The sequence below is a fragment of the Erwinia sp. JUb26 genome, from assembly GCF_003751505.1.
In the GTDB taxonomy this organism is placed as follows: domain Bacteria; phylum Pseudomonadota; class Gammaproteobacteria; order Enterobacterales; family Enterobacteriaceae; genus Erwinia.
Genome location: NZ_RJVB01000001.1, coordinates 54,753 through 80,196, shown reverse-complemented (window position 1 = coordinate 80,196; position 25,444 = coordinate 54,753). Strand labels below are relative to the sequence as shown.

Genomic DNA, 25,444 nt, shown 5'->3' with positions numbered 1-25,444 from the left:
AGCGCGATATGCCGATAAAAAAGATGGAAAACCCAAGGCTTTACAGGCAGATAGCCGATCAATTAATCAAGCTGATCGACAATAATGAATTTCCGCCCGGCAGCCGCCTTCCCGCCGAGCGCGAGCTAGCTGAACAGCTGCAGGTCAGTCGGGCATCGGTGCGCGAGGCGCTGATTGCACTTGAGGTGATCGGCCTGGTCGATGTGAAGGTCGGCAACGGCGTGATCGTCAAGGCGCGGCGCAGCAATGCGGAGCCGGTGATGGCCGAGGCGGGCCGCGATCAGTGGCACGAGCCGGACGACGAGCTGGGGATTAATCTGGACTTCTCCACCGAGCTGCCGCCCTTCTCGCTGTTACAGGCCCGCCTGCTGATTGAGCCGGAAGCCGCCGCGCTAGCAGCGCTGCACGCCAGCGATGCCGAACGGGAGGCGATCCGCGCCGCTTACCGGCAGAACTGTGAAGACAACCGGGCGAATTCGCAAACCCATCCCGGCGACCGGTTATTCCATATTCGCATCGCGCAGGCCAGCGGCAATCCCGCCTATGGATTTATCATCGGCCACCTGCTGGGGCATCGCTACGGCAGTATGTTCCGTATGCTGCAGGCACACTTTACGCCGAGCGACATGCCCAACGCGTCGGAGCATGAGCACCTGGCAATTCTGAGCGCGCTGGAAAAACGCGATGCGAAAGCAGCCAGGCAGGCGATGAAGCGGCATATTGAGCGGGTCATTTCCACCTTTGAAGGGGTGCAGGAATAGGTCGCCCGCGAAGGCAAAGTTTTAGCTTATCAGCGCGCCGTCGGACCATCTTCACCGGTTCGGCTGTGCCCCTACGGCTGGAAAACACCGACCTGAACAACTATACCTAAGAATGAAATTTTTATTCTGAAGTGGAGAAGTATGGGATATCTGGCGTGGACGGCAGCAGCGGGCGGCCTGTTACTTTTGATGTCGTTGTCCTATGGCTGGATCAGCCGCGCGCCGATACCAGTGTTCGGCCTTTATCTGCTGGTAGGCATCGGCTGCGGCCCCTGGGGACTGGATATCGTCAACCTCGATATCGTGGAACACGCCTCCCTTACCAGTCGGATAACCGAGATCGCCATGGCGGCGTCGCTGTTTATTACCGGCCTGAAAATCCGCCTGCCGCTCACCTTTTCCTACTGGAGGACGGGTATCCTGCTGGCCCTGCCTGGCATGCTGCTGACCATCGCCGGCATTATGGTTGCCGCCCACTATCTCACTGGTCTTTCCTGGCCACTTTCGCTGGCGCTGGCCGCTATTCTGGCGCCGACCGATCCGGTGCTGGCGAGCCTGGTTTCGATCAACGATGCGCGTGACGGCGATAGATTACGCATCGCCCTGTCCAGTGAAGCGGGCCTGAACGACGGCACAGCGCTGCCCTTTCTGATGCTGGCGCTGATCTGGTACCACGCCGGAGAAACGCCTGGAACGGAAGAATGGTTCTCCTGGCTGAGCGTCGATCTGGTCTGGGCGCTGGCGGGGGGACTGCTGATTGGCTTTGCGCTGGGCCGGTTTATAGGCCTGATCGCCACTCGCTCCCGCCATGCGCAGGGGGATATGGCACCGAGTGATTTCGTTGCACTGGCGCTGATCTGTCTGAGCTTTTCACTGGCGATGTCACTCAGCGCATCCGGTTTTCTGGCCGCGTTTGCCGCGGGCATCGGCCTGCGCAGCGCGGAAATCATCGTGCAGAAAAGACACGCTGACAAAGAGGAAGATATTCACGATTTCCCGGCGGAGATGCAGATTAACCCCCATACCCGCCACGGCATTGAGAAACGCACGCCGATTAAATCCGTCGGCCTGGTGATCGGTGATGCGCTCTCGTTTGGCGATACCGTCGAGCGGCTGCTGGCCGCCGGGCTGATTATCGTGCTGGGCGTAACGCTTTCCGGCCACTGGAATTCATCCGCCCTGCTGCTGGCGCTGCTTATTTTTGTGGTGATCCGTCCGCTGGCGGTATTTTTAGTCACCTGGCGTTCCGGCGCAACATTACTGCATCGTGCCAGTCTCGGCTGGCTGGGCATTCGCGGAATCGGCAGCCTGAACTATATCGCCTACGCCTGGGTCCACGGTATGCAGGGCGCGGATGCCACACGGGTCACCGATATCGCCCTGACCATCGTCACCGCCAGCGTGCTGGTGCACGGCATTTCGGTCACGCCACTGATGGCGATGCTGCGGCGGAAAGAGGGCTGATGATTAACGCTTTCAATATTTCATTCTGAATGCTTCAGCCATGGCGCCAATTTTGTGCATATGGTTGTTATTTCTCGCCATTTTGTGTGCTTCGGGCTTGAGAATGATAATCAGAAGATAGCAGTCAGGCTCCATTGCACCCTGGCAGTAAACCAGATGAGCCCGATCGCTGGTTCGTTTGAACTGGCGGAGAAAACGAGGAAAATGTGAATCCGCATCGGCGAGATGGATATGCGCTACCCGCTCTGCTTTCACTAAGGGAGAGGTGGCATCATCATCATACAATGCATCCCGACCAAACGTATCGGGCAACACACCATCCTGTTTGTAAACCTGAAAATCCGCGACCAAATCATCCAGTTCCCGTGGGCTTAATTGCTGGCGGATTAATGCAGATTTAAAAATCCTTATGCTCATTCCGTGAACTCAGTGAGATCCTTATCCGAGGCGCTTTCCAAAAGTGCCTGCCCGCTATCGGCAATATGGTTCAAGCGTTCAGCCGTAGGCCGAAAACGTGCGGTAATATGCGTTTTGCCCTGTTTCTCTTCTAGCAGGTCGATCAGTGCTTCAAAGACCCGAGCACTCACCATATAGCCCGCAGGCCGGTTGTTAGACAGCACGGCAACCGGTTCATCAATAAAATATTTCGCCGGATTTTTTCTTAATTCTGTAATATTTATGGATTTTTCCGCAAGAATACGTTCCATAGCCCACCTTTTAGCGCACTTAACAATACACACTATAATGCACATTATAATAGACATCAATTTTGAACCGTACATGATGAACGGAGTCACTTCAAATTATCTATGAATCCGCTTCATAACCCCTGCCTGCCTGACACCATTATCTTATTCCGACTCTGAGCTACTCTAATGGCAACTGCCCGACACACCAGCTGCTACCGCGTGTGCCGGTCCGATTTCACCCGGACAAGCAAGCCTGAGGAAACCCGTTATGCATGATAAACCCGATCCCACCCGACGCATGCTGCTGTCCGCCGTGGCCGGACTGACGCTGGCGAATGTTCCGCTGGCATCGGCGGCTCCCGCCACGACGGCGGTTCGTAGCAACAGCCGAATACTGGTGGCGTACTTTTCACGCAGCGGCAGCACGCGGGTGATTGCGGGGGTGATTCATCGTCAGCTGAAGACGGACCTGTTTGAGATCGAGCCGGCTTCAGCTTACCCGACAGACTACTTTCAGACGGTGGAACAGGCGAAAAAACAACGCGAACGCGGCATCAGGCCCGCTTTAAAAAACAGCGTCGCGGATATCGACCGCTATCAGACGGTGTATCTGGGCTTCCCGGTCTGGGGCACCAGCATCCCGCCGGTGGTACAAACTTTTCTGGCCAGCCACAGCCTTACGGATAAGTTGCTGATCCCCTTTATCACCCACGGCGGCTACGGGCCGGGCGACAGCGAGGCGGTGCTCGCCGCGCTTGCCTCGTCGGCTCGCCGGGAAAAGCCGCTGGTGATGGAGTGCGACCAGGAAAGACGAACCACGGAAACGGTCAAGGGCTGGCTGGCGGCGGTGCGAAGCTGAACTGCCTGAGCCGGGCCGGGCCGGGCCAGGATGGGATGGGATGGGCTGGGCTGGGCTGGGCTGGGCTGGGCTGGGCTGGGCTGGGCTGGGCTGGGCTGGGCTGGGCTGGGCTGGGCTGGGCTGGGCTGGGCTGGATGATTATTTATGATTTATAATCATAAACCTTAGAAAATTACCCCCTCTAATCACCTCAATCACGCAGGAGTATGCTTTCCACTCACTACCGCTGAGGGATAACGTGATGCATACCGTAACACTGAATAACGGCATTGAGATGCCCCTGCTGGGCTTTGGCGTATTCCAGATGACGGACGCCGCCGAATGCGAGCGGGCCGTGATAGATGCGCTTGATGTCGGCTATCGCCTGATTGATACCGCCGCCTCCTATCTGAATGAAACCCAGGTCGGCAATGCGCTGCAACAGAGCGGCATCGCCCGCCGAGAGCTGTTCGTCACCACCAAGCTCTGGCTGCAGGACGCCAGCTATGAGGGCGCGAAAGCCCAGTTTGAACGCTCGCTGAATCGGCTACAGCTGGACTATGTTGACCTCTATTTGATTCATCAGCCCTACGGCGATGTTCACGGTGCCTGGCGTGCGATGGAAGAGCTGCATCGCGCCGGGAAAATCCGGGCGATTGGCGTCAGCAACTTCCATCCGGACAGGCTTGCCGACCTCATCGCCTTTAACGCGGTCGTTCCCGCCGTTAATCAGATTGAAGTTAACCCCTTCAACCAACAGCTGCACCCGGTGCCGTGGATGCAGAGCCGCGGGATCCAACCGGAAGCCTGGGCGCCCTTTGCCGAAGGGCGAAACGGTCTGTTCCAGCACCCGCAGTTAACCGCCATCGGTGAAAAATACGGTAAGAGCGTGGGCCAGGTTGTGCTGCGTTGGATCTTCCAGCGCGGGATCGTTTCACTGGCCAAGACCGTCAGCAAGGCGCGGATGGCAGAGAATGTTAACCTCCTCGACTTCGCGCTTAGCCCGCAGGATATGCAGCAGATTACCGCGCTAGATACCGCCACCAGCGCCTTCTTCTCACACCGCGATCCGGCGAGAATTGAATGGCTGACAGGCCGTAAACTCGATGTTTAACATCCTGACAGTATCCAGCGCAGCCCTGTCGCCATGTGAATGATTCGCCAGCCTTAACCGTACGAAATATTCAGCCGTTCCTCTCCGGGGTGCCTCCTGCAGGTGCCGCTTCTTTCGCGACACAATCCAGCATTTTACGATAGTATGAAAATCTCACTCGACCAGGAAAGGGAATACGGATGATAGTCCGGACATGGCATGGCTGCGTGCCGCTGAAACACGCTGAGGGTTTTGCTCAGCACCTTGAAAAAACCGGCGTGGAACATTCTAAAAGCGTGCCGGGTAACCGGGGAGCGCTGGTGCGACGGGAAACACAGGCAGACTGGGAACATTTTTTCCTGGCGACATACTGGCAGGATCTTGCTGCGGTGAAAGCCTTTGCCGGTGATGATTACCACGTCGCCGTCACCTATCCGGACGATGAAGCGTTCGAGCTACTGTCCGATCCCTACGTTTTCCAGCATGAAGTGGAAGGCGTAACGCCACTGTAATCAGTAAGGGACAACCCAACATGGCCTTGAAGCGGACGCGGCTGGCTGCATCATTGAAACCCGGTGACACCATTGGCTTTTTCTCGCCCTCGTATCCCGTCACGGCGACGGCCACGAATCGTTTTCAGCGCTCCACGTTTTTTCTTGAAAACAAAGGATTTCGGCTTAAAGCCGGGAATCTGACGGGTCAGTCAGACTTCTACCGTTCCGGCTCGATTGAGGCACGGGCAGCTGAGCTAAACGCGCTCATCCGCGACCCGTCGGTTCGCTGCATTATGTCCACCATTGGCGGCAGCAACAGCAACTCGCTTTTGCCGTATCTTGACTATCAGGCGCTGATTGACGATCCCAAAATCATCATTGGCTATTCTGACGCCACGGCGCTGCTGGCTGGCATTTATGCGCAAACCGGGCTGGTAACGTTTTATGGCCCGGCGCTGGTGGCATCCTTTGGCGAGTTCCCGCCTTTAGTCGATCAGACCTGGCAATCGTTTTATGACGTGCTGATACAGCCGTCTGTCCTGCCTTACCACTACAGATTTCCCGAGAAATGGACGGATGAGCGCCTCAACTGGGACGACATTGAACCCGTCAGACCCAAACGGCTTTACAAGAATACCTGTCGCTTTTTGGGAACGGGCAGAATAGAAGGACGCGTGATGGGCGGCAATCTGAATACGCTTTCAGGGATTATCGGCAGTCAATGGATGCCGGAAATCCAGCCCGGCGATATCTTATTTATCGAGGACAGCATGAAGGATATCGCCACGGTTGAGCGTTCTTTTTCGATGCTCAAGCTGAACGGCATATTCGATCGCGTCAGTGCTGTTCTGTTAGGCAAACATGAACGTTTTAATGATGAAGGCACAGGACGACAGCCTGCTGATGTATTGATGGAAGTGCTGGCCGACAAGCCTTTACCGCTGGTAGACGGCTTCGACTGCTGCCATACGCATCCGATGCTTACCCTGCCGCTGGGCGTACCGCTGTGTATTGATTTTGATAAGCAAGCCGTAGCCATTACGGGGCAATATTTGAGTAATGACTCACGCAGATAACGTATTACATCGTGTCACCGACCGGCTTCATCGACCCGTTACCCACTTTTTCAGCAAGGCTGACGTTACCTGTAAAATTTTAAATCAGATCAGCACTTCCAGCCCATGCTTCTGGACCACTCTCAGTAATTTTAGCGACAGTCCACCGGGGCGTTTTACCCCACTTTCCCATTTTTGCACTGTTGAAACGCTGGTGTTCAGATATCGGGCGAAAACGGGCTGACTGACGTTTAACTTCTCACGAAGTGATTTTATTTCAGTGGGTTGAAGTTCTTCCACATCACTCAGACAGGCCTTGTCAAAGTTGCGCATCGTTTCAACAGGGATGGCATCCACACTGAATAACCCTGCCGCAGCACTGTGGATTGCCTCGAATGCCGGGCTTTTAAATTTACTTTTTGTCGTCATGGCAAATCTCCACCAGTTCTTTGTTTACCATCAGTGCCAAAATTTTTTTATCAACAAGCATTCCGTAGTGTCTTGCCAACTCACGGAACGCAGTCAGTTCGCCTCGATCGATATTGGCTTTATCCTGCTTGGCATAGAGATAAGTGTAATACCAATGCTCCCCACCCTTTGCCAGAATAATAGCCCGATCGCGATTATGATTAAGCCGCTTTTTATAGACTCCCCCGCCGAGATCGTCCGCCTTCCCTTGCATTGCCGCCTGAACAGTTTTACATAGCTCGCTATCATCGATAGCGTGAGATTTAGCCACCTTGCTAAACCATCTGGTCTTGAATACACGCCTCTGGCTTACATCCTGTAAATTTAAATATAGCACCAGGTGATAGACCACACCCTAACCCTTCATGTATAAAGCACAAAAATCACACAACGCTGTCACCTCCCGATCCGATATTAAATCGACTTCATCCCACGTTCGCCGCATCATAAGCTGCCTGCGCAGCCAGCACCGCCTCCATATTTTTCTCCGCCCAGTGCATCAGTACCGAGACGGTTTGTGTCAGCGTCTGCCCCAGCGGCGTAATACTGTATTCCACCGTCACCGGTACGGTAGCGAACACCTGGCGGGCGACCAGGCCATCGCGCTCCAGCCTGCGCAGGGTCTGGGTTAACACCTTCTGCGAAATGCCCTGCACGTCGCGGCGCAGGCTATTAAAGCGCACCGGGCCACTTTCCAGACGGCCCAGGATCAGCAGCGCCCACTTGTCCGCCAGCCGGGCCAGCACCTCGCGGGTGGGGCACTGATTACTGTACACATCCCAGGCTAAATGCTCTTTATTCATATGCTTATTCTCTTAATGCAGGTTTCCTCTGGGAAACGTAGTGGCGATAAGGTGCCTTCTTTCGCGCTCGTAATAACGCTGATATAACTTGCACGTAGTTTCTATTGGATACTAAGGCGCGAAAAATAGCAAAGGCACAGGCGATCGCGCCGAGTTCAGAATCAGATGTGAATGAGGTTTCTGGCCGGGACGATAACGTTCGCGGGCCGGATCGAATAACGATGGTTAATTAAGGGGATTTATCATGAGCATTGCGGTGGTTTATTTTTCCGGGTACGGACACACCAAACTGGTGGCTGAGAAAGTGGCTGCGGGCGCACAGGCCGAGCTGATTGCCGTTGACCAGAATGGCGATATCCAGGAGAGCGACTGGCAGAAACTGAACGAGGCCAAAGCGATTATCTTTGGCGCACCGACCTATATGGGCAGCGTACCGTGGCAGTTCAAAAAGTTCGCCGATGCCTCGTCCAAAATCTGGTTCACCCGCGGCTGGCAGGATAAAATCTTCGCCGGTTTCAGCAACAGCGCCAGCCTGAACGGCGACAAGCAGGTTTCCCTGCAGTACCTGCAAACGCTGGCATCACAGCACGGCGGGATCTGGGTCAGCCTCGGCTTCCCACCGGCCAATACCCTCGCATCAACGCGCGAAGACGTTAACAACCTCGGCGGCTCCGTGGGCCTGCTGGTGCAGTCCCCTTCCGACGCGGGCGCAGACAAGATTGCCTCCGGCGATCTGGAAACGGCCGTGAAATTCGGTGAGCGCGTGGCATCTGTTGCCCAGCGCTTTAACTGATATGCCGTGCCCCGCCGCGTTAAGCGGCGGGGCATCTCTTCGTTACGGCAACGTCTTCAGCGGCAGATAAATATCCGTCACCAGCTCATGCTCCGGCACTTCATGCACGAAGTTCATATAGTGCATATACATCGGGAAATCACGTAACTCCTCGCCGCTGGCGGGCAGCCAGTCGCGATACATCTGCTGGGCCAGTTCGGTCAGTGCATCGTGCGAGCCACAGTGGCGCAGTACCGCGCAGCGGCCGCCGGGGATAGTGCTATTCACCACGCCGAACGGGTTATCTTCGGGTATCGGCTCGGTGACCGAACCGCAAATATGAAAGCGAAACGCCTGCGGATCGGTGGTTGCCGGATCGTCCGGCGCAATACCGAACGTCTGGCTGGTGAGTACCGGTGACAGTCCGGTGGTTTTACGCCAGGTAATAAAGCGCGCCGCCGTCTCGTTAATGCGCTCATGCTGCCCAAGGTGGGTCAGCATGGCGACCTGCGTCGCCGGGAATTGTTTAATCTCAACGGGCATTGTCTCTCTCCGTTTCAGGGTTAGCTGTGGCATGCGCTGGTGCCAGGTCACCCAGGCAGGCTGCTGGCGAAACTCACTCGGGGTGATGCCGAACATCTGCTTAAAGGCGCGGCTGAACGATTCCGAATGCTGAAAACCCGCATCCAGCGCAATATCGGTTATTTTCTCTGTCGAGTTAAATGCCAGCCGGTACGAGGCGTGTTTCAGCCGCATCAGCTGAATATATCGCCACGGCGTTACCCCACAACAGGCGGTAAACTGCCGGTGAAAGTGATACGGTGAGAAGTGAGCAACCTCACTCAGCTTCTCCAGCAGTAGCGCATCGTCGAGGTGGCGCTCAATATAGGCAAACACCTTTTCAAAGCGGCTGCGGTATTGATCAATCTTATCGTCTGGCATGGCATTCTCCTTGAGCACTCACTATTCCACAGCCACCAGGCGCTCAGCCTGACGGATCTTGCTGACATTCAGCCGAGAGTGCTTCCTGCTGCAGGCACCACGAGGCCACTTCCTCATCCAGCCAGGCATTAAACAGCGCCACTTCCGCCGGTTTTTCGCTTTGCAGCGGCGTAACCCGCCAGTATGACCACGGATACTCGCCGCGAAAGCGGGTAACCTGCACCAGTTCGCCGCGCAGTAGCGCATCCTGCACCAGCGAGCGCCGCTCCAGCGCAATGCCCTGCCCGCGCCTCACGGCTTCCAGCACCAGGTTGGAGTCATTAATGCACAGCCCCGTCGGGAGGATTTCATCATCCAGCCCGGCACTGCTGCACCACGTTTTCCAGGACTCGGACGAGAAAATAATCTGACTTTCCGCCACTTCTTCCGGCGTGGCGGGCAGCCGTCCGCCGTTAAATGTCGGTGAGGCCACCACAATCTGCTCATCGCCAAACAGATACCGGCACTCCACGTCCTGCCAGTCGCCGTTGCCCATACGAATGACGACGTCGCTGCGATGCTCAGCAATATCGTTAACGGTCAGACTCACCGTCAGGCGCAGGGTGATATGCGGATGCCGCTGGCGAAAACGTTCCAGCCGTGGCGTCAGCCAGTGGCTGCCAAACGACGGTACGGTGGCGATGGTCAGTTCGGATCGTCGTGGATTCACCTGCACCAGCCGGGTGGCATCACCGATGCGGTTCAGGGCATCGCGGATATGCAGCGCATACAGCCGCCCCGCTTCATTGATCTGTAATCCACGGCCGTGGCGGATAAACAGCTTCACGCCAATCAACTCCTCCAGCTGTTTAATCTGCTGGCTGATAGCTGAATGCGTTACGCACAGCTCTTTTGCCGCTCGCGTCACGCTGCCCAGGCGGGCAACGGCTTCAAGACTGCGTAAGCTGGCAATCGGGGGAAACCCTGACATGAATAACTCCTGCATTATCGTCCGGCAATCGAGGTAAATTATCACGCAGCTCGGAGTTTCAACAGGTTATAGGTCGCTGCTCGGCTGAACAGATGTTACTAAAACTGACCAAAGCCGTTAGAAAGCGCTGATTATCACCCGGGAAGATTTACGATAAGTTAGGGGTCTTCGCAAAAGTGTAAACCCGGAGCGGTAATGAAACTGATTGGCATGATGGATTCCCCCTATGTACGGCGTGTCGCCGTTTCACTGGCGCTATACGGCGTCGAATTTGAAAGCCAGCCGCTGTCGGTGTTCAGCACCTTTGAGGCATTTTCACAGCAGAATCCGGTGGTGAAAGCCCCCACTCTGGTTCTGGATGATGGTACCGCGCTGATGGATTCCACGCTGATCCTGCATTATTTCGAATCGCTTGCCGACCCCGCGCATAAAATGCTGCCGCAGCCGCCGCAGGCTCTGGCAGAGGATTTGCGGCTGCTGGGGTTGATTCTCGCGGCCAGCGAGAAAGCCGTGCAGCACGTGTATGAGCATCACCTGCGCCCGGCGGAAAAACAGCATCAGCCGTGGACCGAGCGGGTCACCCGGCAGCTGCTGGCCGCTTGCCGGGAGTGGGATCGCACGCTTGAAAAACGTCAGCGCCACGAAAAAGTCGATCAGGTGGCCATCAGTAGCACGGTGGTATGGACCTTTATTCAGCAGATGCTCCCTGAAGTGGTTGCTGCCACTGAATTCCCTGCCATTCAGCGGCTCGGCGATCGCTTCGAATCCCACGCAGCATTTAAACGGTATCCATACGCCTGATCCCGCCGGTATAAGGTGATGAGGCGCTTATCCGCCTTTCGCCGTGCCGCGCAGAATCGCTTCCGCCAGCGCATGCGGGTGGGTCAGCGCGATCATATGCGGTGCATCGGCGATAACTTCCATGCTGGCCCCGGGGATCGCCAGCAGCCCCCGCATCAGTTCCGGTGGCGTAGAGGCGTCCTGCTCCCCGGCAATGATATGCGCCGTTACATCAATGTCCGCCAGCCGAGCGCCGGTTTCAATACCGGCCAGCGCCAGCCAGCCTGCATTCCAGTCGGCGACAAAGGCTCGCTGAACGCAGTCACGCGCATAGCGTACCGCCCATCCGTTTACCGCAAGATCGTCCGGGCGGAACCAGCGCGTCAGGCTGGGTGCCATCTGAGCATCCATCCCCTGCTTTTCCGCTGCATCGGCACGCTGGTGGAAGGCGTCAAACGCCCAGGCGGTGGCAGCGATAATCGTCATCGTCAGGAAGCGCTCCGGTGCCATTAAGGCCAGCTGCTGTGCAATCGATCCGCCCAGCGACAGCCCGATGATATGCGCCTGGTGGATGCCAAGCCGGTCCAGAACGGCGGCCAGATCCCGCGCATACTGTTGCAGATCGGCCGCAACCGGCGCGCCCGCCGCGGCACCGAAGCCGCGCAAATCGTAAGCAATCACCCGGAAACGGTGGTTAAGCTGTGGGATAACCTCGCGCCACATCCGCCAGTCCAGCCCAAGAGCATGAACCAGCACCAGCGCGGGCCGGTCGCCACCGCTGTCATAGAGCCGGGTCTGGTGATCGCCCAGCGTAAATTTACCGGCGGTCAGCGGCGAAAACCGGTCCATTCCGCTTAACGTCGTGCGCGTGGCGTTCAGCAGGTTAAGCGCCCGGGGATAACCAACGTACACCGAGGCATGTTCCGCCAGAGCAACCAGCTCATCGGGATCGGCACCCACGCGCAGCGCGGCCTCAAGGTGAATACGCAACTGCGGCTCCGCACCGCCAATCGCCCCGAGCATGCCCACGGTAACCAGTTCCCTTTCCCTGCGCGAAAGCGTGGAGGCAGCGAATACCGTGCCAAAAGCGTGTTCGATCAGCGTTTCCGCCAGTATGGGCGAAATTTCACTGACTCGGTTCACCGTCTGCTCGCCGCGTGGACCATCAATCGCGGTGAGTTCCTTCCAGCCGATTTGTTGATAATTCATCCTCATCTCCCCTGTTGTAAACCCGTGGAAAGAGAGTGTATCTTTGCAAAATTGGTAAATGTACGGGCAATAAACGATGATGGATTTCGATAAATCGAAAATGGCGGGCTGGAAGGAGATCCCGGTTTTTCTCGCGCTGGCTCGGCTCGGTACGCTGACCGCCGCCGCACAGGTGCTGCACATGGCACCGTCCTCCGTGGCCCGGCACATCGAACAGCTGGAACAGGATCTCGGCACCGTTTTGTTTCAGCGCAGCCCGCAGGGTTATGTGCTAACCGAGGCAGCGCAGGCTATCTTGAGCCATGCCGAGCGGGCTGAATCCGCAGTCAACGACGCGATCAGGCAGAGTACGAGCTTTTCCCAGGAAGTGTCAGGCACGGTGCGCCTTGCGCTGCCGGAAAACTTTGCTAACCACCTTGTCATCCCCGCACTGCCTGAATTCCAGCACCGCTATCCTGAACTCCGCGTGGAACTGGCGACCAGCGTACGCATGGTGAATCTCACCCGACGCGAAGCCGATATTGCCATCCGCCTTTCGCGACCGCAGCACGGCCAGTTTATCGTGTCACGTATCGGGCAAATGAGTAGCCGTCTGTATGCCAGCGCAGCCTATTTTGCCGCTCACCCACCGGAAATCACGGCAAAGGGTGCAGAGCATCAGATCATCGGTTGGGACGATACGCTTCAGGATATGCCGCTGCCGCAGTGGCTTGCGGGCCAGCTGCCATCAGCAGAGTGTCGTTTCACTATTTCAACATTACAGGGCCATTTTGCAGCCGCGATGGCCGGGGCAGGATTAACGGCGCTGCCCGATTTTCTTGCGGGTGAGTTGATTCCACTGGGCAAAGAGAAACTCATACAGAATATCTATCTGATTACCCATAACGATATTCGACGCGTCCCGCGTATTGATGTGACCATGCTATTTATCCGTAGGCTGTTTGAAGACTGGCAAGACAAGTTGTGCGATTGCAGCGATTAACCCATGACCGGTGTGCAATGGCCGGCAGCGGCGACTAACAGACCCCCATCGATCCAAAGAAAATCGCTGCCGGCATTCAGGCACAGAACGAATAACCCGCGATTGATTATCCGGTATGCAGCAGCGCGGCCAACCGCTGCTGCACCTCAGCACAGCCCGACAGGACCAGATTGCCATTCAGCAGGCCGTTTTCCGCCAGGAACGCGTTGCTTCTGCCGCCCGCCTCGTTAATCAGCAGCATCCCGGCCAGCGCATCCCAGCTGTTCATATGCTCTTCGTAATAGGCATGCACCTGTCCGGCGGCAACGTGTGCCAGCATCAGCGCCCCCGCACCGAAGCGGCGATACTCGATACCGGCATTCAGCAGGACCTCAACGGTGCGGGCGTAGCTTTCCACCGGCGCGCGGCTGGAACGGCCCAGGCCAACGACCACCGCTTCCGCATCGGGTTCCCGCAGCCTGAGCCGTTTGTCATTCAGGAACGCGCCCTGGCCGCGACGGGCAAAGAAAAACTCATCGCGATCCGGGGCGTAAATAAGGCCGATCTCCGTGGTGTTCTTACTGACGAAGGCCAGCGAGATGCACCAGTAATCCATGCCCAGAATAAAGTTCGTGGTGCCGTCAATCGGGTCGATCACCCAGATCCCCTGCTCTCCGCCCTGCAGGCCGCTCTCTTCGCCCAGAAAGCCGTCTTCGGGCCGGTGCGCCTGCAGCCAGCCTTTAATTTCCTCTTCCACAAACAGATCCGCATGGGAAACGAAATCCTGGCGGGCTTTTTTATCCACCTTCAGGCCCGCGTCGCGCAGCGCCTGCGCCTGCTTTCCCAGTTGCCGAATCAACGTACACAGTGACTGCTGCTGCTCTTCCGTCATGCCCTGCCCTTATAGAATTGATGGCGACGTGCGCCGATGAATGAGTACCACCTTCACCCAGGTCGTGCGTGAAGGTCGCTGCGGATCGCTGGCCCGCTCCAGCAGGCAGGTTAAGGCCTGGCGGGCAATCTCAGCGACGTCCTGATGCAGCGTGGAGAGCTGATAGCTGTACTGCGCGGTCTGCGGCGTGTTATCAAAGCCGATCAGCTGAAAATCCTCCGGTGCCTGCCGGCCTCGCTGCTTCATGCCGTCGAGGAAACCCAGCGCCAGCTGCGCGTTGGCGCAAAAGACCCCCAGTGAGGAAGGCACCTGCGGCACCTGCCCGGCCGCAGCCTGCAACCCGCCGTCATAGCCCTCCTCCGGTGCCAGCAGGGGCAGCAGATCGCGTTCGGTATCAATCCCCAGATCGACAAGCGCCAGCCTGAACGCTTCGCCGCGCATTCTACCCGCCCAGGTGGAGTCCTGATTGTTCAGCCAGCCAAAGCGTCGGCATCCGGCCCGGTACAGCTGTTCCGCCGCCAGCACTGCGCCAGCGGCGTTATCCGAACAGACGTAATCCACATACGGGCTATCAGGCTGACGGTTGATCCCCACCACCGGGATCTGCTGCTGGACGCACTCGTTGACCAGCGCCTCCGGCGGCTTGCCGGAGGTGACAATCACCCCGGACACGCGAAACTGGGTGAAGCGACGCAGCGTCTCTGCCAGATCCGCTTCGCTGCGGATTTCAGCCACCAGCGCCTGAAAGCCTCTGCGCTGAATTTCGCTCAGCAGACCGTCCAGCAGGCTGCTGCGGAAGGGGTCGCCAATGCGTGAAACAATCACCCCGATCAGATGGCTGCGTCGCCGGTTCAGGCCCTGGGCCAGGAAATTCACCTGATAGCCCAGCTCTTCTGCGGCACGCAGTACCCGTTCTCTTGCTTCCGACGAGATGCTGCCGTTGTTGCTCAACGCGCGGGAAACCACCGCGCGCGAAACGCCAGCGCGGCGGGCAACATCCTGGGCGGTAACGCTCTGTTTACGTAGCGACGATGTCAAAACGGCTTCCCTCGCAAAAAAGTTTTCGCCCTTAATTAAATTGTCACAAAGACACGACAAAGTAGGCTCACATAATGTCGAGCCAACATTGCATTTTTTTTACATCGAGATGAACACGTGTTCACAGAAGCAAAAAAATGCCAAAAAACAGAGATTGCGGATACGGACATGAGTTATTTAAACATCTCCCGGCTGAAAATCAGCTACGGTGAAAAAGTGGTGCTGCATAATATCGACCTGGCCGTAGAGAAAGGGGAAATGATCGCCCTGCTCGGCCCCTCCGGCTGCGGAAAAACCACCTTATTAAACGCGCTGTGCGGTTTTATTAAGGTGAATGCGGGCGATATTTCGATTGCCGGCAGAGATATTACCCATAGCGCGCCGGAACAGCGCAATATCACCATGGTATTTCAAAGCTATGCGCTCTGGCCGCACCTGACGGTGGCGAAAAATATCGGCTACGGCCTGAAATTACGCAAATGGCGGCGCGATGATATCGATCGCCGGGTTGAAGAACTGCTGCAAATCGTCAATCTGGGCGGTCTGGCGGAAATGAAAGTGACCGAGCTTTCGGGTGGCCAGCGGCAGCGCGTAGCGCTGGCCAGGGCGCTGGCCATTGAGCCGGACGTGCTGGTGCTGGACGAACCGTTATCCAATCTGGATGCCAAAGTCCGCCTTAACGTGCGCCACGAAATAAAAGCGCTGCAAAAGAAGCTGGGCTTTACCTCATTAATTGTCACCCACGACCAGCAGGAAGCGCTGGTGATGGCCGACCGTATCGCCGTATTAAATCAGGGCCACATTGAGCAAATCGGTACGCCGGAAGATATTTATCAGCGCCCCGCTACGCCTTTTGTCGCTGACTTTATGGGTGCTGAGAATAAATTAGCCTTCGACGATATTCAGGCCAGTGTAGAAATGGCCCTGCATATCAGCAGCAATAATGTCTCCACGCCGGGACAGCAGCGGATGATTTATTTCCGCAGTGCCGATACGGGACTGTCTGAATTAAATCGCACGCTGCCAGAAAGCGGACTCACCGTAGAGGGCATCGTGGAGCAGAGCGCATTTCTCGGCAATTTATATCGCCACACCGTGCGCTGCGATCATCATCTGCTGCTGGCGGATGACAGCGTCTGCTGGCCGCCGCAAACACCGGTCAGGCTGCACGTTCCGCCTTCCGCCCTGCACGTTTTTACTTCATCTCACGCTCGTTAATTCCATCGTTTTCATCCTGGGGAAAAACATGTTTACTAAAAGCAAAGCTGCCGTCGTTGTTGCCCTGTTTCTGAGCTACGGCGCACAGGCCGAGACCGTGCTGAACGTCGCCACCGCGGGCGATCAGAACATGGTCGACTACGTTAAAACCTGGCTTGGGCCGAAGTTTGAAGCCGCACATCCGGGGGTTAAGGTGCAGGTTGTTGGTACTGGCCCGGGCGACGCCGGATCGAACAAGATCATTGAAAAGCTGAGCGCACAGAAGGAAAGCGGCGCGAAAACCTGGGATATCGACGTTGCCGTGGTGCATCAGAAAGCCGGTGGCGAACTGGTGGAAAAAGGGCTGCTGGAAAAATATCGCCAGCAGATTAAAACCGGATCGATGGTCACCGCCGATAACGCGAAAAATGCGCTGGGCGTGAACGTGGACGGCTACGTGATGCCGATGTTTTTAAGCCAGACCGCCATCGCCTGGAACAGCGACACCATCAAAACGCCTCCGGCCTCCTACGACGAACTGGTGGCCTGGGCGGCGAAAAATCCGCAGGCATTCGGCTATAACGGCATTAAAAACGGCATGTCAGGCGTCAGCTTCGTCGCAGGCTGGATCTACGCCTACGGCACCGACGCGCAGCGTCTCTCCTCCCTGCCTTACGATAAAGGCGTGGAGAAAAACTGGGGAGAGGCCTGGCAGAAGCTGAAGGCCTTCAACAAGAACGTCACCTTTACGCCGGGCAACGCCGGTACGCTGGATATGCTGAGCCGTGGTGAAATCAGCATGGGCCCGGTGTGGGTGGATATGTTCTACAGCTGGAAAGATCAGGGCAAACTGCCGCCGTCGATCAAACTCTCCCTGCTGGCACCGGGTATGCCGGGGCAGCCGATGTACTATGTCACCCCGGCTAAAGCGGCGCAGCCGCAGCTGGCGCGCGAGTTTATCGAGCTGGCCACCAGCCCGGAAATCCAGGCGGAAGGCATCGTGAAGCAGTTTAACTGGTATCCGGGCATTGATGCCGAGCACGTTAAACCGAAGCTGGATGCGGCTACGTGGCAGAAGCTGTTTGCCGAAATCTCGCCGCAGGCGCTGGCGGAATACGGTAAAAGCTTCCCTATCACGCCGTATTTCGACGATATCAAGGAAGGCTATGAGAGCCAGGTTTCTAACTGATTGACTTCTGATGCTCAGGTGCGGCCCGCCGCCCTGAGCTTTTTTATTTGCTGATGTCAGGTTTGCTATGCGAATTTCGCTGAAATATTTGCTGCTGGTCGCCCCGGCGGCACTGATGATTGCCGTGCTGTTTCTTTATCCGCTCGGGTTTTCGCTGATTGCCGCCTTTACCCATGATGCACAGGGGTTCACCCTCGACCATTTCCGTAAAGTTTACTCGCTGTACTCCAGCGATATTCTGTTCACGCTGATTATCGTATTGATTTCCGTCGCGCTGCTGGCGCTGATTTCCATCACGCTGTCGGCGGTAATTACGCTTTCACCCTGCCGCCCGATTGTGCGCACGCTGGCGTTTTTATACCGCCTGCCGCTGTTTATTCCCTTTATCGTTGCCGCGCAGATGATGCGTACCTTTCTGGCGAAAAACGGCCTGATGAATAACGCGCTGGTTTCCGCCGACCTGCTGACCCCGCTGGAAACCGTCTCCTGGCTGGGCTGGAAGGGCATTATTATTACCTTTGTCTGGAAGCAGCTGGCGTTTGCTACCCTGCTGATTTGCGGCGCGATGGCCGCACTGGAACAGTCGCAGATCCTGGCGGCCCGCAATCTGGGCGCTTCCCGACCGCGCATTCTGTTCGACATTATATTGCCACAGGTGCTGCCGGCGATCGGCGTGGCGCTGGTGCTGTCGACCGTGACCATGATGTCGGTGCTTTCCGTGCCGATGATGATCGGCACCGGCACGCCGACGATGATCACCGTGGATATGGCCTTCCGGGTGAATTCCTACGGCGACTACGCCGTGGCTAACGCGCTGGGCGTCGTGTCGCTACTGATTTGCGGCTCGCTTTCCTGGTTTTATCTGCGCCACAGTCTGCGCCAGAAAGGCGGTGAATCATGAGAGAGAATGTATTGAACAACGTCGCCACTCCGCTGAAGAAGCGGAGAAGATTCGGCCTCAGCCTGCCGCTGCAGACGCTGCTGCTGGTGTTTATGCTGCTGATTATGCTCGGCCCGCTGCTCAATTTACTGATCTGGACGGTGGCGGAAAGCTGGTTCTTCCCGCACAGCCTGCCCAACCAGTGGGGGCTGAAATACTGGTATCAGGTGTTCAGCCCGTACAGCGATGTTTCGGGTTCACTGCTGACCAGCGTGTTGATTGCCGTACTGTCGGTGCTGGTGTGCCTGCTGATTTCCATTCCGGCGGGGTATGCGCTGTCGCGCCGGGCAATGCCGCTGCGGGTAGCCTTTATGCTGCTGTTCCTGATCCCGCAGGCGTTCCCGAACCTGACGGTATATATGAATATCGCGCGGCTGTTCTATCAGTGGGGACTCAACGGGACAATTGCGGGCGTGGTGCTGGTGCACAGTATGCACGGGCTGATGTATTCGGTGTGGATCTGCGTGGCCGCCTTTGCTGCCGTCGATCCCCTGCTGGCTCGCGCCTCGCGCAATCTCGGGGCCGGTCCCCTTTACACCTTCTGGCACATCGTGCTGCCGCAGGCAGCGCCCGGGATTATCGCCGCCAGTATCTTTGTCTTTCTGGAATCGCTGGATGAATTTACCGGCACCTTCTTTGTTGGTGCGCCGGATATCTCCACCCTGCCGCTGCTGCTGTTTAACGCCAGCATGTCGGGCAACTACCAGATATCGTCGATTACCGCGCTGATCCTGCTGGTGCCATCGCTGCTGTTTATGCTGGTGATCCACAAGTTTATGCGGCCGGAAATGCTGTCGAAGATAGGGAAATAGCGGGCGGGATAAAACATCGCCCCGGCGGGAAAGCATTACGGCCGGGGCGAAGAGGCATAGTGAACGCTGAACGCTGAACGCTGAACGCTGAACGCTGAACGCTGAACGCTGAACGCTGAACGCTGAACCAGCGTGTATTGACTGCCGGGCAAATGCCAGCCCGGCAAATTCTTTTTACTCTCTCCAGCCCAGGCCCGGCGCAACGTGTTTAAGAATCGACTCAATCACGTGCACGTTGTAGTTCACACCGAGCTGGTTTGGCACAGTCAGCAGCAGCGTATCGGCTTCGGCAATCGCCTCATCCTTTTCAAGCATTTTGATCAGCTTGTCCGGCTCGGCGGCATAGCTGCGACCAAAGATCGCCCGGGTTTTCTCATCCAGATAGCCCACTTTATCGCCCTCTGCACCGCTGTTACCGAAGTAGGCGCGGTCCATATCATTCACCAGCGCAAAGATGCTGCGGCTGACCGACACACGCGGCTCACGGGTGTGACCTGCGGCCTTCCACGCTTCACGGTAGGCGCGGATCTGCTTCGCCTGCTGGATATGGAACGGTTCGCCGGTTTCATCATCCTTGAGCGTTGAGCTTTGCAGGTTCATGCCCAGCTTCGCCGCCCAGACCGCCGTGGCGTTAGAGCCAGCGCCCCACCAGATGCGCTCACGCAGCCCTTCAGCGTAAGGTTCCAGACGCAGCAGTCCCGGCGGGTTCGGGAACATCGGCTGTGGGTTCGGCTTGCCGAAACCTTCACCGCGCAGCACATCGAGAAACTCTTCGGTATGGCGGCGCGCCATATCCGCTTCGGTTTCACCCTCGCCAGGCTGGAAACCAAAATAGCGCCAGCCGTCAACGACCTGCTCTGGGGAGCCGCGGCTGATGCCCAGCTGCAGGCGTCCGCCGGAGATCAAATCGGCCGCACCGGCATCTTCGGCCATATACAGCGGGTTCTCATAGCGCATGTCGATCACGCCGGTACCAATTTCAATTTTTTTGGTTTTGGCACCGACCGCCGCCAGCAGCGGGAACGGCGCGCTCAGCTGACGGGCAAAGTGATGCACGCGGAAGTAGGCACCGTCGGCACCCAGCTCTTCAGCCGCCACCGCCAGATCGATGGATTGCAACAGCGCATCAGCCGCTGAACGGGTTCCGGACTGAGGTGACGGCGTCCAGTGGCCAAATGACAGAAATCCAATCTTTTTCATAATCGTTACCTTCCGCGTGAAATTTAAGATGCTGTATCAATGTATGGATTGATAATAAATCTCATGCAGCATGCAGCGCAAACCGTCATTTTTCGTCATCAACAACAAAAAATTTCAACAAGTTGGAAAGACCTTCACCAACTTGCTGGTTTCATCTCCGGGGAGGGAGGAAACTGAACAGCAGAGCGCGTATTACCGCGGATCCAATCGGCTGTCTTACTTTTGCAACAGCGCACGTACGCGCGCACCGAGAGCGTTGAAATCCTGTTGATGAGCCTCAGGAAAACGACTGGTTGACGTTTCCAGGTTATGCATTAAGGCGGCCTCGCAGGTGGCATCATCGTGACGACAGGCCGACTCGTTCGTGTCTTCGTTATCTTTGTAACTCGAAGCGTAAACAATGAACGTCTGTAATAATGGGCGCACTTTAATGTTGGCAATATTTTCAACAGAGATGGTGTTCGCTTTCAGCAACGGGTTGCCAATCAGATTCAGTATAAAATTCTTAAACACTTCTGGCCGGAAGATCGATGATGTCAGAAAGCACTTGCTCATTGACGGTATCCCCAGCGTGTAGGTGCCCACCTGACAAATGGCATCAATCCTGTCGCCTTTAGCGAGTTCCAGATACACCGGATCGTTTTTATCGATCTGCAGATGGATTCCCTCAAGAGCACTCCTCCGCGAACCGCTATCAACCGCAACGATATAGCCCTGACCAAAGGCATTTTCATTGATGGCGTTAATCTCACCTTTAATGCGAATGCTGTGATTGGTGTATTTCTTCTTAGCGGCCAGTTCGTTGCGCTCATAGGCGGCGCCGATCTCGCTGGGTTTCAGCGGGCCGATAAAGTAGGCATCGAAAGCGGAGGGTTTGTCGTGTTTAAACAGTTCGGCCTCAAAGCGGGCGGCCTGCAGCATGTAGTTATCGAATGCGTCGTTATTACGGGGTTTGAGAAAGTCCGATTCATCTGCACTGGCGTAGCCCGAACAGATTAGCAGCAAGGGCAAAGCTAACTTCTTAAGCATGAGGTCATCCCGGAAGGTAATAAGGTCAATACGCAGCGTCTTGTTTTTAAAATTGAATAAGGCCCGCACATTGCTGCACGGGCCTTAATATACTGCCTGAAAAAATTACTTCAGACGATAAGCGACAACGCTGTCACCCTGCTGGGTGCCCAGTGAACCGTGGCCGCCCGCTGCAATAACCACATACTGCTTGTTATCGCTGCCCATATAGGTCGCCGGCGTTGCCTGGCCACCGGCCGGCAGCTCGGTCTGCCACAGCAGCTCACCGGTGTTGATGTCGTAGGCACGGAAGAAGTTATCCGCCGTTGCACCGTGGAACACCACGTCACCCGCCGTGATAAGCGGACCACCGTGTGCCACCATGCCCATCGGGAAGCCGATTGGGAAGCGGCCCGGCAGGAAGGTCGTGTTCAGGTTTTTGGTGGTACCCACACGGCGCAGCCATTCGGTTTTACCGGTCGTCAGATCCACACCCACCATACGTCCCCACGGCGGAGCAATACACGGAATGCCCAGGCTGGAAGAAAGCTGCTGGATATGGATAGCGTAGTCACCCTGGAAGTTTTCGTTCCAGTACGGTGTGCCGTCCTTGGTGAACAGGCGCTTGTCGGCCGTTTCCGGAGAACGTTTGATCAGGTTGTACTTGTAGGCCAGGCGCACCGGCGAAGCAATCAGGATCTGGCGCTCAGGATCGACCGCTACGGAACCCCAGTTGAACACGCCGATGTTGCCCGGGAAGACAATCGAACCTGCTTCGGTGGCTGGCGTCCATGGATTACCGTCATAGCGCAGCGACTTGAAGTCGATACGGCAGGCCATCTGATCGAACGGCGTCAGGCCCCACATCGCTTTTTCGGTCAGCGGGTCCGGGATGAAGTTCAGTTTTGACACCGGTTGAGTGGCAGAGAACTTCTCACCCGGCACGCCGCCTTCCGTAGAGACATCCACCTGATTAATCGGATAAACCGGCTGGCCGGTCAGGCGATTAAGGACAAACAGGTTGCCGGTTTTGGTCGGCAGGATCACCACAGGCTGTTTCTGGCCCTGATAGTCGATGTCCAGCAGCGAAGGCTGAGACGGGTTATCGCGGTCCCAGAGATCGTGTTTGGAAGACTGGAAGCGCCATTTAAATTCACCGGTTTTCAGATCCAGCGCCACCAGTGTGTCGCGGAACTTCTCGGTGTTACTGTCGGCGTTACGCTCAATACCCAGCTCATCCGGGGAGGCGTTACCAAACGGCACATACACCAGACCGTTTTTCAGGTCGGCGCTCAGGGTGCCCCAGGCCACAGGGGTATCCTGCGGATAGGTGCCATCGGCCGCAATCGGCTGGGTCAGCTCCGGGTTAGCCGGGTCAAAGTTCCACACCAGGCGACCGGTCATCACGTCATACGCACGGATCACACCTGACGGGTTGCCGCTGTTGTAGCCATTATCCATGACGGAACCGCCCACAATCACCAGATTGCCCGCGACCAGTGGTGCAGCAGTCTGCATCAGCGCGTGTGGGCGGATGGTGCCCATGTTAGCACGCAGATCCACCACGCCGCCGTTGCCGAAGTCAGCACACAGCTTGCCGGTATCCGCATCCAGCGCCACCAGACGAGCGTCGGTCGTAGCGTTGAAAATACGCTTACGGCAGATAGCCGGGCTGGCTGTGGTCGTATCGGCCTGCGCCACGGAGCCATCGTAATAGCTCACGCCACGACAGGTCTGATGCTGCTGCAGGTAAGACGGATCTTTCGCCGGCTGATATTTCCACTTCAGCTCGCCCGTTTCCGGGTTCAGCGCGTGAACTTCGTTGTGTGGCGTACAGAGGTAGAGCGCACCGTTGACCTTCAGCGGCGTGGCTTCGAAGGTGTATTCGCTGGCGTCCTGAGCCGGATCGCGCAGGTCACCGGTGTGATAGGTCCAGGCCACGTCGAGTTTATTCACGTTATCTTTAGTGATCTGGTTTAACTGGGAGAAACGCAGGCCGTCTGTCGTGCCGCCGTAGGCAGACCAGTCATTTTTCGCCAGTTCGGTCTGCACCGGTTTACGCTCGTTAGTGATATCACCCGCTTTCGGCAGCGGATCGTAGAACATCATGCCGACGACCAGCGCCACGATCAGGATCAGCGTCGTGCCAAGGAACGGATGGAAGCCGCGCGCCTGGCTGCCCTGCTGAGCTTTATAAAGTGGACGAACCACCCACGGCATCGCCAGCCACAGACCAATCAGGCCAATGATGTCGCCACGCGGGATCCACTGCCACTTATCAAAGCCGACTTCATAAATCATCCACGCCAGAACGATCCACATCAGCACGGCATAGATAGACAGCGCGATTTTTTTGTTCAAAAACAGTGTTACTGCGGTCAGCAACAGTCCCAGCGCCATAATGACGTAGAACGGCGTTCCCCCAACCATCAGCAGCTGACTTCCCATGTACAGCATGGCGATCCCTACAATCGCGATGACTATACTGGTTAGCTTATTAACCATGATAATCCCTCAATGTGTTGCAAAAGTACCCAATGAAATTTACGTAGAATTACAGTAAACGCACATTAATTTAACTAAAAAAATAAGATAACAAAACAATTTAATTTTAGTAATACAGCTGAACAATTCCGCATCGAAAGCATTATCCGCAAAAATGCAGTGTTAAATCTCCAGTAAATCCAGTTTTATGGAATTTAACTCCAAAAAAAACACGACACGTTGCAGACTTTGCCTGAGCTTTGCGAACGTGCTCGATTATTAACAATTTATGTCAAAACCAGCGCGTAAAACCCCTACAACTCCCGTTATCCTCGCCGAGAACAAAATTTACCCAAAACACTTGTAAGTACGACAATCATCGTACACAATAGGAACCGCAAGATGAACTTCAGGGACGTAAAACGCAAAGCAATCCGCTGCCTCACAGAGGGAAGCTACGATCATCAAATCCGCGGCAATATCGATGTGAAAAATCTGTTTGCTACCGGACAAGTCAGCGAAGAATGGGTTATTGAGTTAATTGCCCATACCGCCAGCAACCAGTACCAGTGCTCATCCCATCATCAGGACAGCAGTATTGATGTACATATTCTGAAGCCATGGCGGCAGGGTTATTGCTGGTATGTGAAATTCTTTTTTTTAGAACCGGACATCATTTTTATCAGCGTACATATCTGAACAGCAGGAGAACGATCATGAAGATTGTGAAAGAAGGCGATACACGGAACGTCCTGTGCCACAACTGCGGTAAATCAACGGCGACCTATCTGCTGCGTGACGTGGATTTCAGCGACCGCAGCGGCACGGTAAAAAATATCCTCGCTGCCGTTTGTCACGGCTGTCAGCAGGTGGTTTCAATCCCGGCACAGTGCACGCCGCAGATCAAACATACTTTTGATCAGACCCGACAGCCGCTGGAGGTCAGAATACCGGCGCATTTTCTGGATATTCTTAGCCTGGCTACGCAGAAGATTGATGACTCGCTTAGCGAGGAATTTAGCAAAACACTGATCCTCTATTATCTGCACGCACTGACCAGCGGACGCTGCATGCAGGACGAGTTGAAATCGCTGTTAAGCACCGAACTGGCGCAGGCCAAGGCCTCTAAACGCCTGTCGATGAAGATCACCCAGAGGCAAATGGCGGCGCTGACCACTCTGATGCAGCAGCAGAACCTTAGCAAAATTTCAGATGTGGTGAAGGCGGTGATCCTGAAAATCAATCAGGATCTGGTGCAGGGTAAAAACCTCAGCGGCCTTGCGGAACTGCGCAACGTGGCCGCCGCGTTTTGCTGAAAAATCACGAGGCAGGAAAGCCTGCCGAAGTGACATCACCAACTGCCATTCTTCTTTATTTCACTGCAG

28 protein-coding genes are annotated in these 25,444 nt (G+C 56.1%); 15 read left to right on the top strand and 13 right to left on the bottom strand.

Features of this window, described 5'->3' with window-relative positions:
- The first annotated feature begins 8 nt into the window (after window positions 1–8).
- The gene (locus EC836_RS00330; RefSeq protein WP_123329005.1) at window positions 9–761 is read left to right on the top strand and encodes a FadR/GntR family transcriptional regulator; all 753 of its coding nucleotides are present in this window, start codon (window positions 9–11) and stop codon (window positions 759–761) included.
- Between the two features lie 141 nt (window positions 762–902).
- Complete coding sequence (locus EC836_RS00325; protein ID WP_123329003.1) at window positions 903–2,225, top strand: sodium:proton antiporter; 1,323 nt, start codon at window positions 903–905, stop codon at window positions 2,223–2,225.
- A 12-nt stretch (window positions 2,226–2,237) separates the two neighbouring features.
- On the opposite strand, the gene EC836_RS00320 is transcribed toward EC836_RS00325, so the two are convergent.
- Both EC836_RS00320 and yafN read right to left on the bottom strand, forming a co-directional pair.
- On the bottom strand, window positions 2,238–2,642 hold the full coding sequence (locus EC836_RS00320; RefSeq protein WP_123329001.1) for a type II toxin-antitoxin system YafO family toxin: 405 nt from the start codon (window positions 2,640–2,642) through the stop codon (window positions 2,238–2,240).
- Window positions 2,639–2,932 (bottom strand): type I toxin-antitoxin system antitoxin YafN, encoded by a 294-nt coding sequence (yafN, locus tag EC836_RS00315; RefSeq protein ID WP_123328999.1) that lies wholly within the window; start codon window positions 2,930–2,932, stop codon window positions 2,639–2,641. Before yafN ends, EC836_RS00320 begins: the two co-directional genes overlap by 4 nt.
- Window positions 2,933–3,182: 250 nt before the next feature.
- On the opposite strand from yafN, the gene EC836_RS00310 reads away from it, so the two are divergent.
- From EC836_RS00310 to EC836_RS00290, 4 genes are all read left to right on the top strand, one after another.
- Complete coding sequence (locus EC836_RS00310) at window positions 3,183–3,773, top strand: flavodoxin (RefSeq protein ID WP_123328997.1); 591 nt, start codon at window positions 3,183–3,185, stop codon at window positions 3,771–3,773.
- Between the two features lie 241 nt (window positions 3,774–4,014).
- Entirely contained in the window at window positions 4,015–4,866 is an 852-nt protein-coding gene (locus EC836_RS00300) for an aldo/keto reductase (protein WP_123328993.1), read from the top strand.
- A 179-nt stretch (window positions 4,867–5,045) separates the two neighbouring features.
- Entirely contained in the window at window positions 5,046–5,357 is a 312-nt protein-coding gene (locus tag EC836_RS00295; RefSeq protein WP_123328991.1) for an antibiotic biosynthesis monooxygenase, read from the top strand.
- A 20-nt stretch (window positions 5,358–5,377) separates the two neighbouring features.
- Window positions 5,378–6,415 (top strand): S66 peptidase family protein, encoded by a 1,038-nt coding sequence (locus EC836_RS00290; RefSeq protein ID WP_123328989.1) that lies wholly within the window; start codon window positions 5,378–5,380, stop codon window positions 6,413–6,415.
- A gap of 84 nt (window positions 6,416–6,499) precedes the next feature.
- On the opposite strand, the gene EC836_RS00285 is transcribed toward EC836_RS00290, so the two are convergent.
- The 3 genes from EC836_RS00285 to EC836_RS00275 form a co-directional block, all read right to left on the bottom strand.
- Window positions 6,500–6,823, bottom strand: a complete 324-nt coding sequence (locus EC836_RS00285) for a DNA-binding transcriptional regulator (protein WP_123328987.1) — start codon at window positions 6,821–6,823, stop codon at window positions 6,500–6,502.
- Window positions 6,807–7,199 carry a type II toxin-antitoxin system RelE/ParE family toxin gene (locus tag EC836_RS00280; protein ID WP_123330690.1) on the bottom strand — a complete coding sequence of 131 codons (393 nt, stop codon included), beginning with the start codon at window positions 7,197–7,199 and terminating at the stop codon, window positions 6,807–6,809. The genes EC836_RS00285 and EC836_RS00280 overlap by 17 nt, the downstream gene beginning before the upstream one ends.
- Window positions 7,200–7,287: 88 nt before the next feature.
- Window positions 7,288–7,665: a helix-turn-helix domain-containing protein gene (locus EC836_RS00275; RefSeq protein ID WP_123328985.1), complete on the bottom strand. Its 378-nt coding sequence runs from the start codon at window positions 7,663–7,665 to the stop codon at window positions 7,288–7,290.
- Between the two features lie 244 nt (window positions 7,666–7,909).
- Between EC836_RS00275 and EC836_RS00270 the strand changes: the two genes are divergently transcribed.
- Window positions 7,910–8,458, top strand: a complete 549-nt coding sequence (locus EC836_RS00270) for a flavodoxin family protein (RefSeq protein ID WP_123328983.1) — start codon at window positions 7,910–7,912, stop codon at window positions 8,456–8,458.
- Window positions 8,459–8,500: 42 nt separating this feature from the next.
- Here the strand turns inward: EC836_RS00270 and EC836_RS00265 are convergent, their stop codons facing one another.
- A complete protein-coding gene (locus EC836_RS00265; RefSeq protein ID WP_123328981.1) occupies window positions 8,501–9,379 on the bottom strand; it encodes a GyrI-like domain-containing protein in 879 nt (292 codons plus the stop codon).
- Window positions 9,380–9,422: 43 nt separating this feature from the next.
- Window positions 9,423–10,349: a LysR substrate-binding domain-containing protein gene (locus EC836_RS00260; protein ID WP_123328979.1), complete on the bottom strand. Its 927-nt coding sequence runs from the start codon at window positions 10,347–10,349 to the stop codon at window positions 9,423–9,425.
- 195 nt (window positions 10,350–10,544) lie between these two features.
- On the opposite strand from EC836_RS00260, the gene EC836_RS00255 reads away from it, so the two are divergent.
- Window positions 10,545–11,150, top strand: a complete 606-nt coding sequence (locus tag EC836_RS00255) for a glutathione S-transferase (protein ID WP_123328977.1) — start codon at window positions 10,545–10,547, stop codon at window positions 11,148–11,150.
- Window positions 11,151–11,177: 27 nt separating this feature from the next.
- Here the strand turns inward: EC836_RS00255 and EC836_RS00250 are convergent, their stop codons facing one another.
- Window positions 11,178–12,338, bottom strand: coding sequence for an alpha/beta fold hydrolase (locus tag EC836_RS00250; protein WP_123328975.1), 1,161 nt, complete (start codon window positions 12,336–12,338; stop codon window positions 11,178–11,180).
- 76 nt (window positions 12,339–12,414) lie between these two features.
- Between EC836_RS00250 and EC836_RS00245 the strand changes: the two genes are divergently transcribed.
- Window positions 12,415–13,320, top strand: coding sequence for a LysR family transcriptional regulator (locus EC836_RS00245; RefSeq protein WP_233599079.1), 906 nt, complete (start codon window positions 12,415–12,417; stop codon window positions 13,318–13,320).
- A gap of 106 nt (window positions 13,321–13,426) precedes the next feature.
- Here the strand turns inward: EC836_RS00245 and EC836_RS00240 are convergent, their stop codons facing one another.
- Together EC836_RS00240 and EC836_RS00235 are read right to left on the bottom strand one after the other, a co-directional pair.
- Window positions 13,427–14,191, bottom strand: a complete 765-nt coding sequence (locus EC836_RS00240; RefSeq protein WP_123328973.1) for an inositol monophosphatase — start codon at window positions 14,189–14,191, stop codon at window positions 13,427–13,429.
- A gap of 9 nt (window positions 14,192–14,200) precedes the next feature.
- On the bottom strand, window positions 14,201–15,229 hold the full coding sequence (locus EC836_RS00235; RefSeq protein WP_123328971.1) for a LacI family DNA-binding transcriptional regulator: 1,029 nt from the start codon (window positions 15,227–15,229) through the stop codon (window positions 14,201–14,203).
- 168 nt (window positions 15,230–15,397) lie between these two features.
- Here EC836_RS00235 and EC836_RS00230 point away from each other — a divergent pair, with 168 nt between their 5' ends.
- From EC836_RS00230 to EC836_RS00215, 4 genes are all read left to right on the top strand, one after another.
- The gene (locus tag EC836_RS00230) at window positions 15,398–16,447 is read left to right on the top strand and encodes an ABC transporter ATP-binding protein (RefSeq protein ID WP_123328969.1); all 1,050 of its coding nucleotides are present in this window, start codon (window positions 15,398–15,400) and stop codon (window positions 16,445–16,447) included.
- Between the two features lie 28 nt (window positions 16,448–16,475).
- Window positions 16,476–17,615, top strand: a complete 1,140-nt coding sequence (locus tag EC836_RS00225; protein ID WP_123328967.1) for an extracellular solute-binding protein — start codon at window positions 16,476–16,478, stop codon at window positions 17,613–17,615.
- A 67-nt stretch (window positions 17,616–17,682) separates the two neighbouring features.
- Window positions 17,683–18,516 (top strand): ABC transporter permease, encoded by an 834-nt coding sequence (locus tag EC836_RS00220; RefSeq protein WP_123328965.1) that lies wholly within the window; start codon window positions 17,683–17,685, stop codon window positions 18,514–18,516.
- A gap of 92 nt (window positions 18,517–18,608) precedes the next feature.
- A complete protein-coding gene (locus tag EC836_RS00215) occupies window positions 18,609–19,367 on the top strand; it encodes an ABC transporter permease (protein WP_370346697.1) in 759 nt (252 codons plus the stop codon).
- 174 nt (window positions 19,368–19,541) lie between these two features.
- On the opposite strand, the gene EC836_RS00205 is transcribed toward EC836_RS00215, so the two are convergent.
- The 3 genes from EC836_RS00205 to EC836_RS00195 all read right to left on the bottom strand — a co-directional run bounded on the left by EC836_RS00205 (window position 19,542) and on the right by EC836_RS00195 (window position 24,080).
- The gene (locus EC836_RS00205; protein ID WP_123328961.1) at window positions 19,542–20,567 is read right to left on the bottom strand and encodes an LLM class flavin-dependent oxidoreductase; all 1,026 of its coding nucleotides are present in this window, start codon (window positions 20,565–20,567) and stop codon (window positions 19,542–19,544) included.
- Between the two features lie 216 nt (window positions 20,568–20,783).
- A complete protein-coding gene (locus EC836_RS00200) occupies window positions 20,784–21,596 on the bottom strand; it encodes a hypothetical protein (protein ID WP_148050346.1) in 813 nt (270 codons plus the stop codon).
- Between the two features lie 105 nt (window positions 21,597–21,701).
- Window positions 21,702–24,080 (bottom strand): membrane-bound PQQ-dependent dehydrogenase, glucose/quinate/shikimate family, encoded by a 2,379-nt coding sequence (locus EC836_RS00195; protein ID WP_123328957.1) that lies wholly within the window; start codon window positions 24,078–24,080, stop codon window positions 21,702–21,704.
- Window positions 24,081–24,461: 381 nt separating this feature from the next.
- Between EC836_RS00195 and EC836_RS00190 the strand changes: the two genes are divergently transcribed.
- Both EC836_RS00190 and EC836_RS00185 read left to right on the top strand, forming a co-directional pair.
- Window positions 24,462–24,758, top strand: coding sequence for a hypothetical protein (locus tag EC836_RS00190; protein WP_123328955.1), 297 nt, complete (start codon window positions 24,462–24,464; stop codon window positions 24,756–24,758).
- A gap of 17 nt (window positions 24,759–24,775) precedes the next feature.
- The gene (locus tag EC836_RS00185; RefSeq protein ID WP_123328952.1) at window positions 24,776–25,375 is read left to right on the top strand and encodes a hypothetical protein; all 600 of its coding nucleotides are present in this window, start codon (window positions 24,776–24,778) and stop codon (window positions 25,373–25,375) included.
- Window positions 25,376–25,444: the final 69 nt, after the last annotated feature.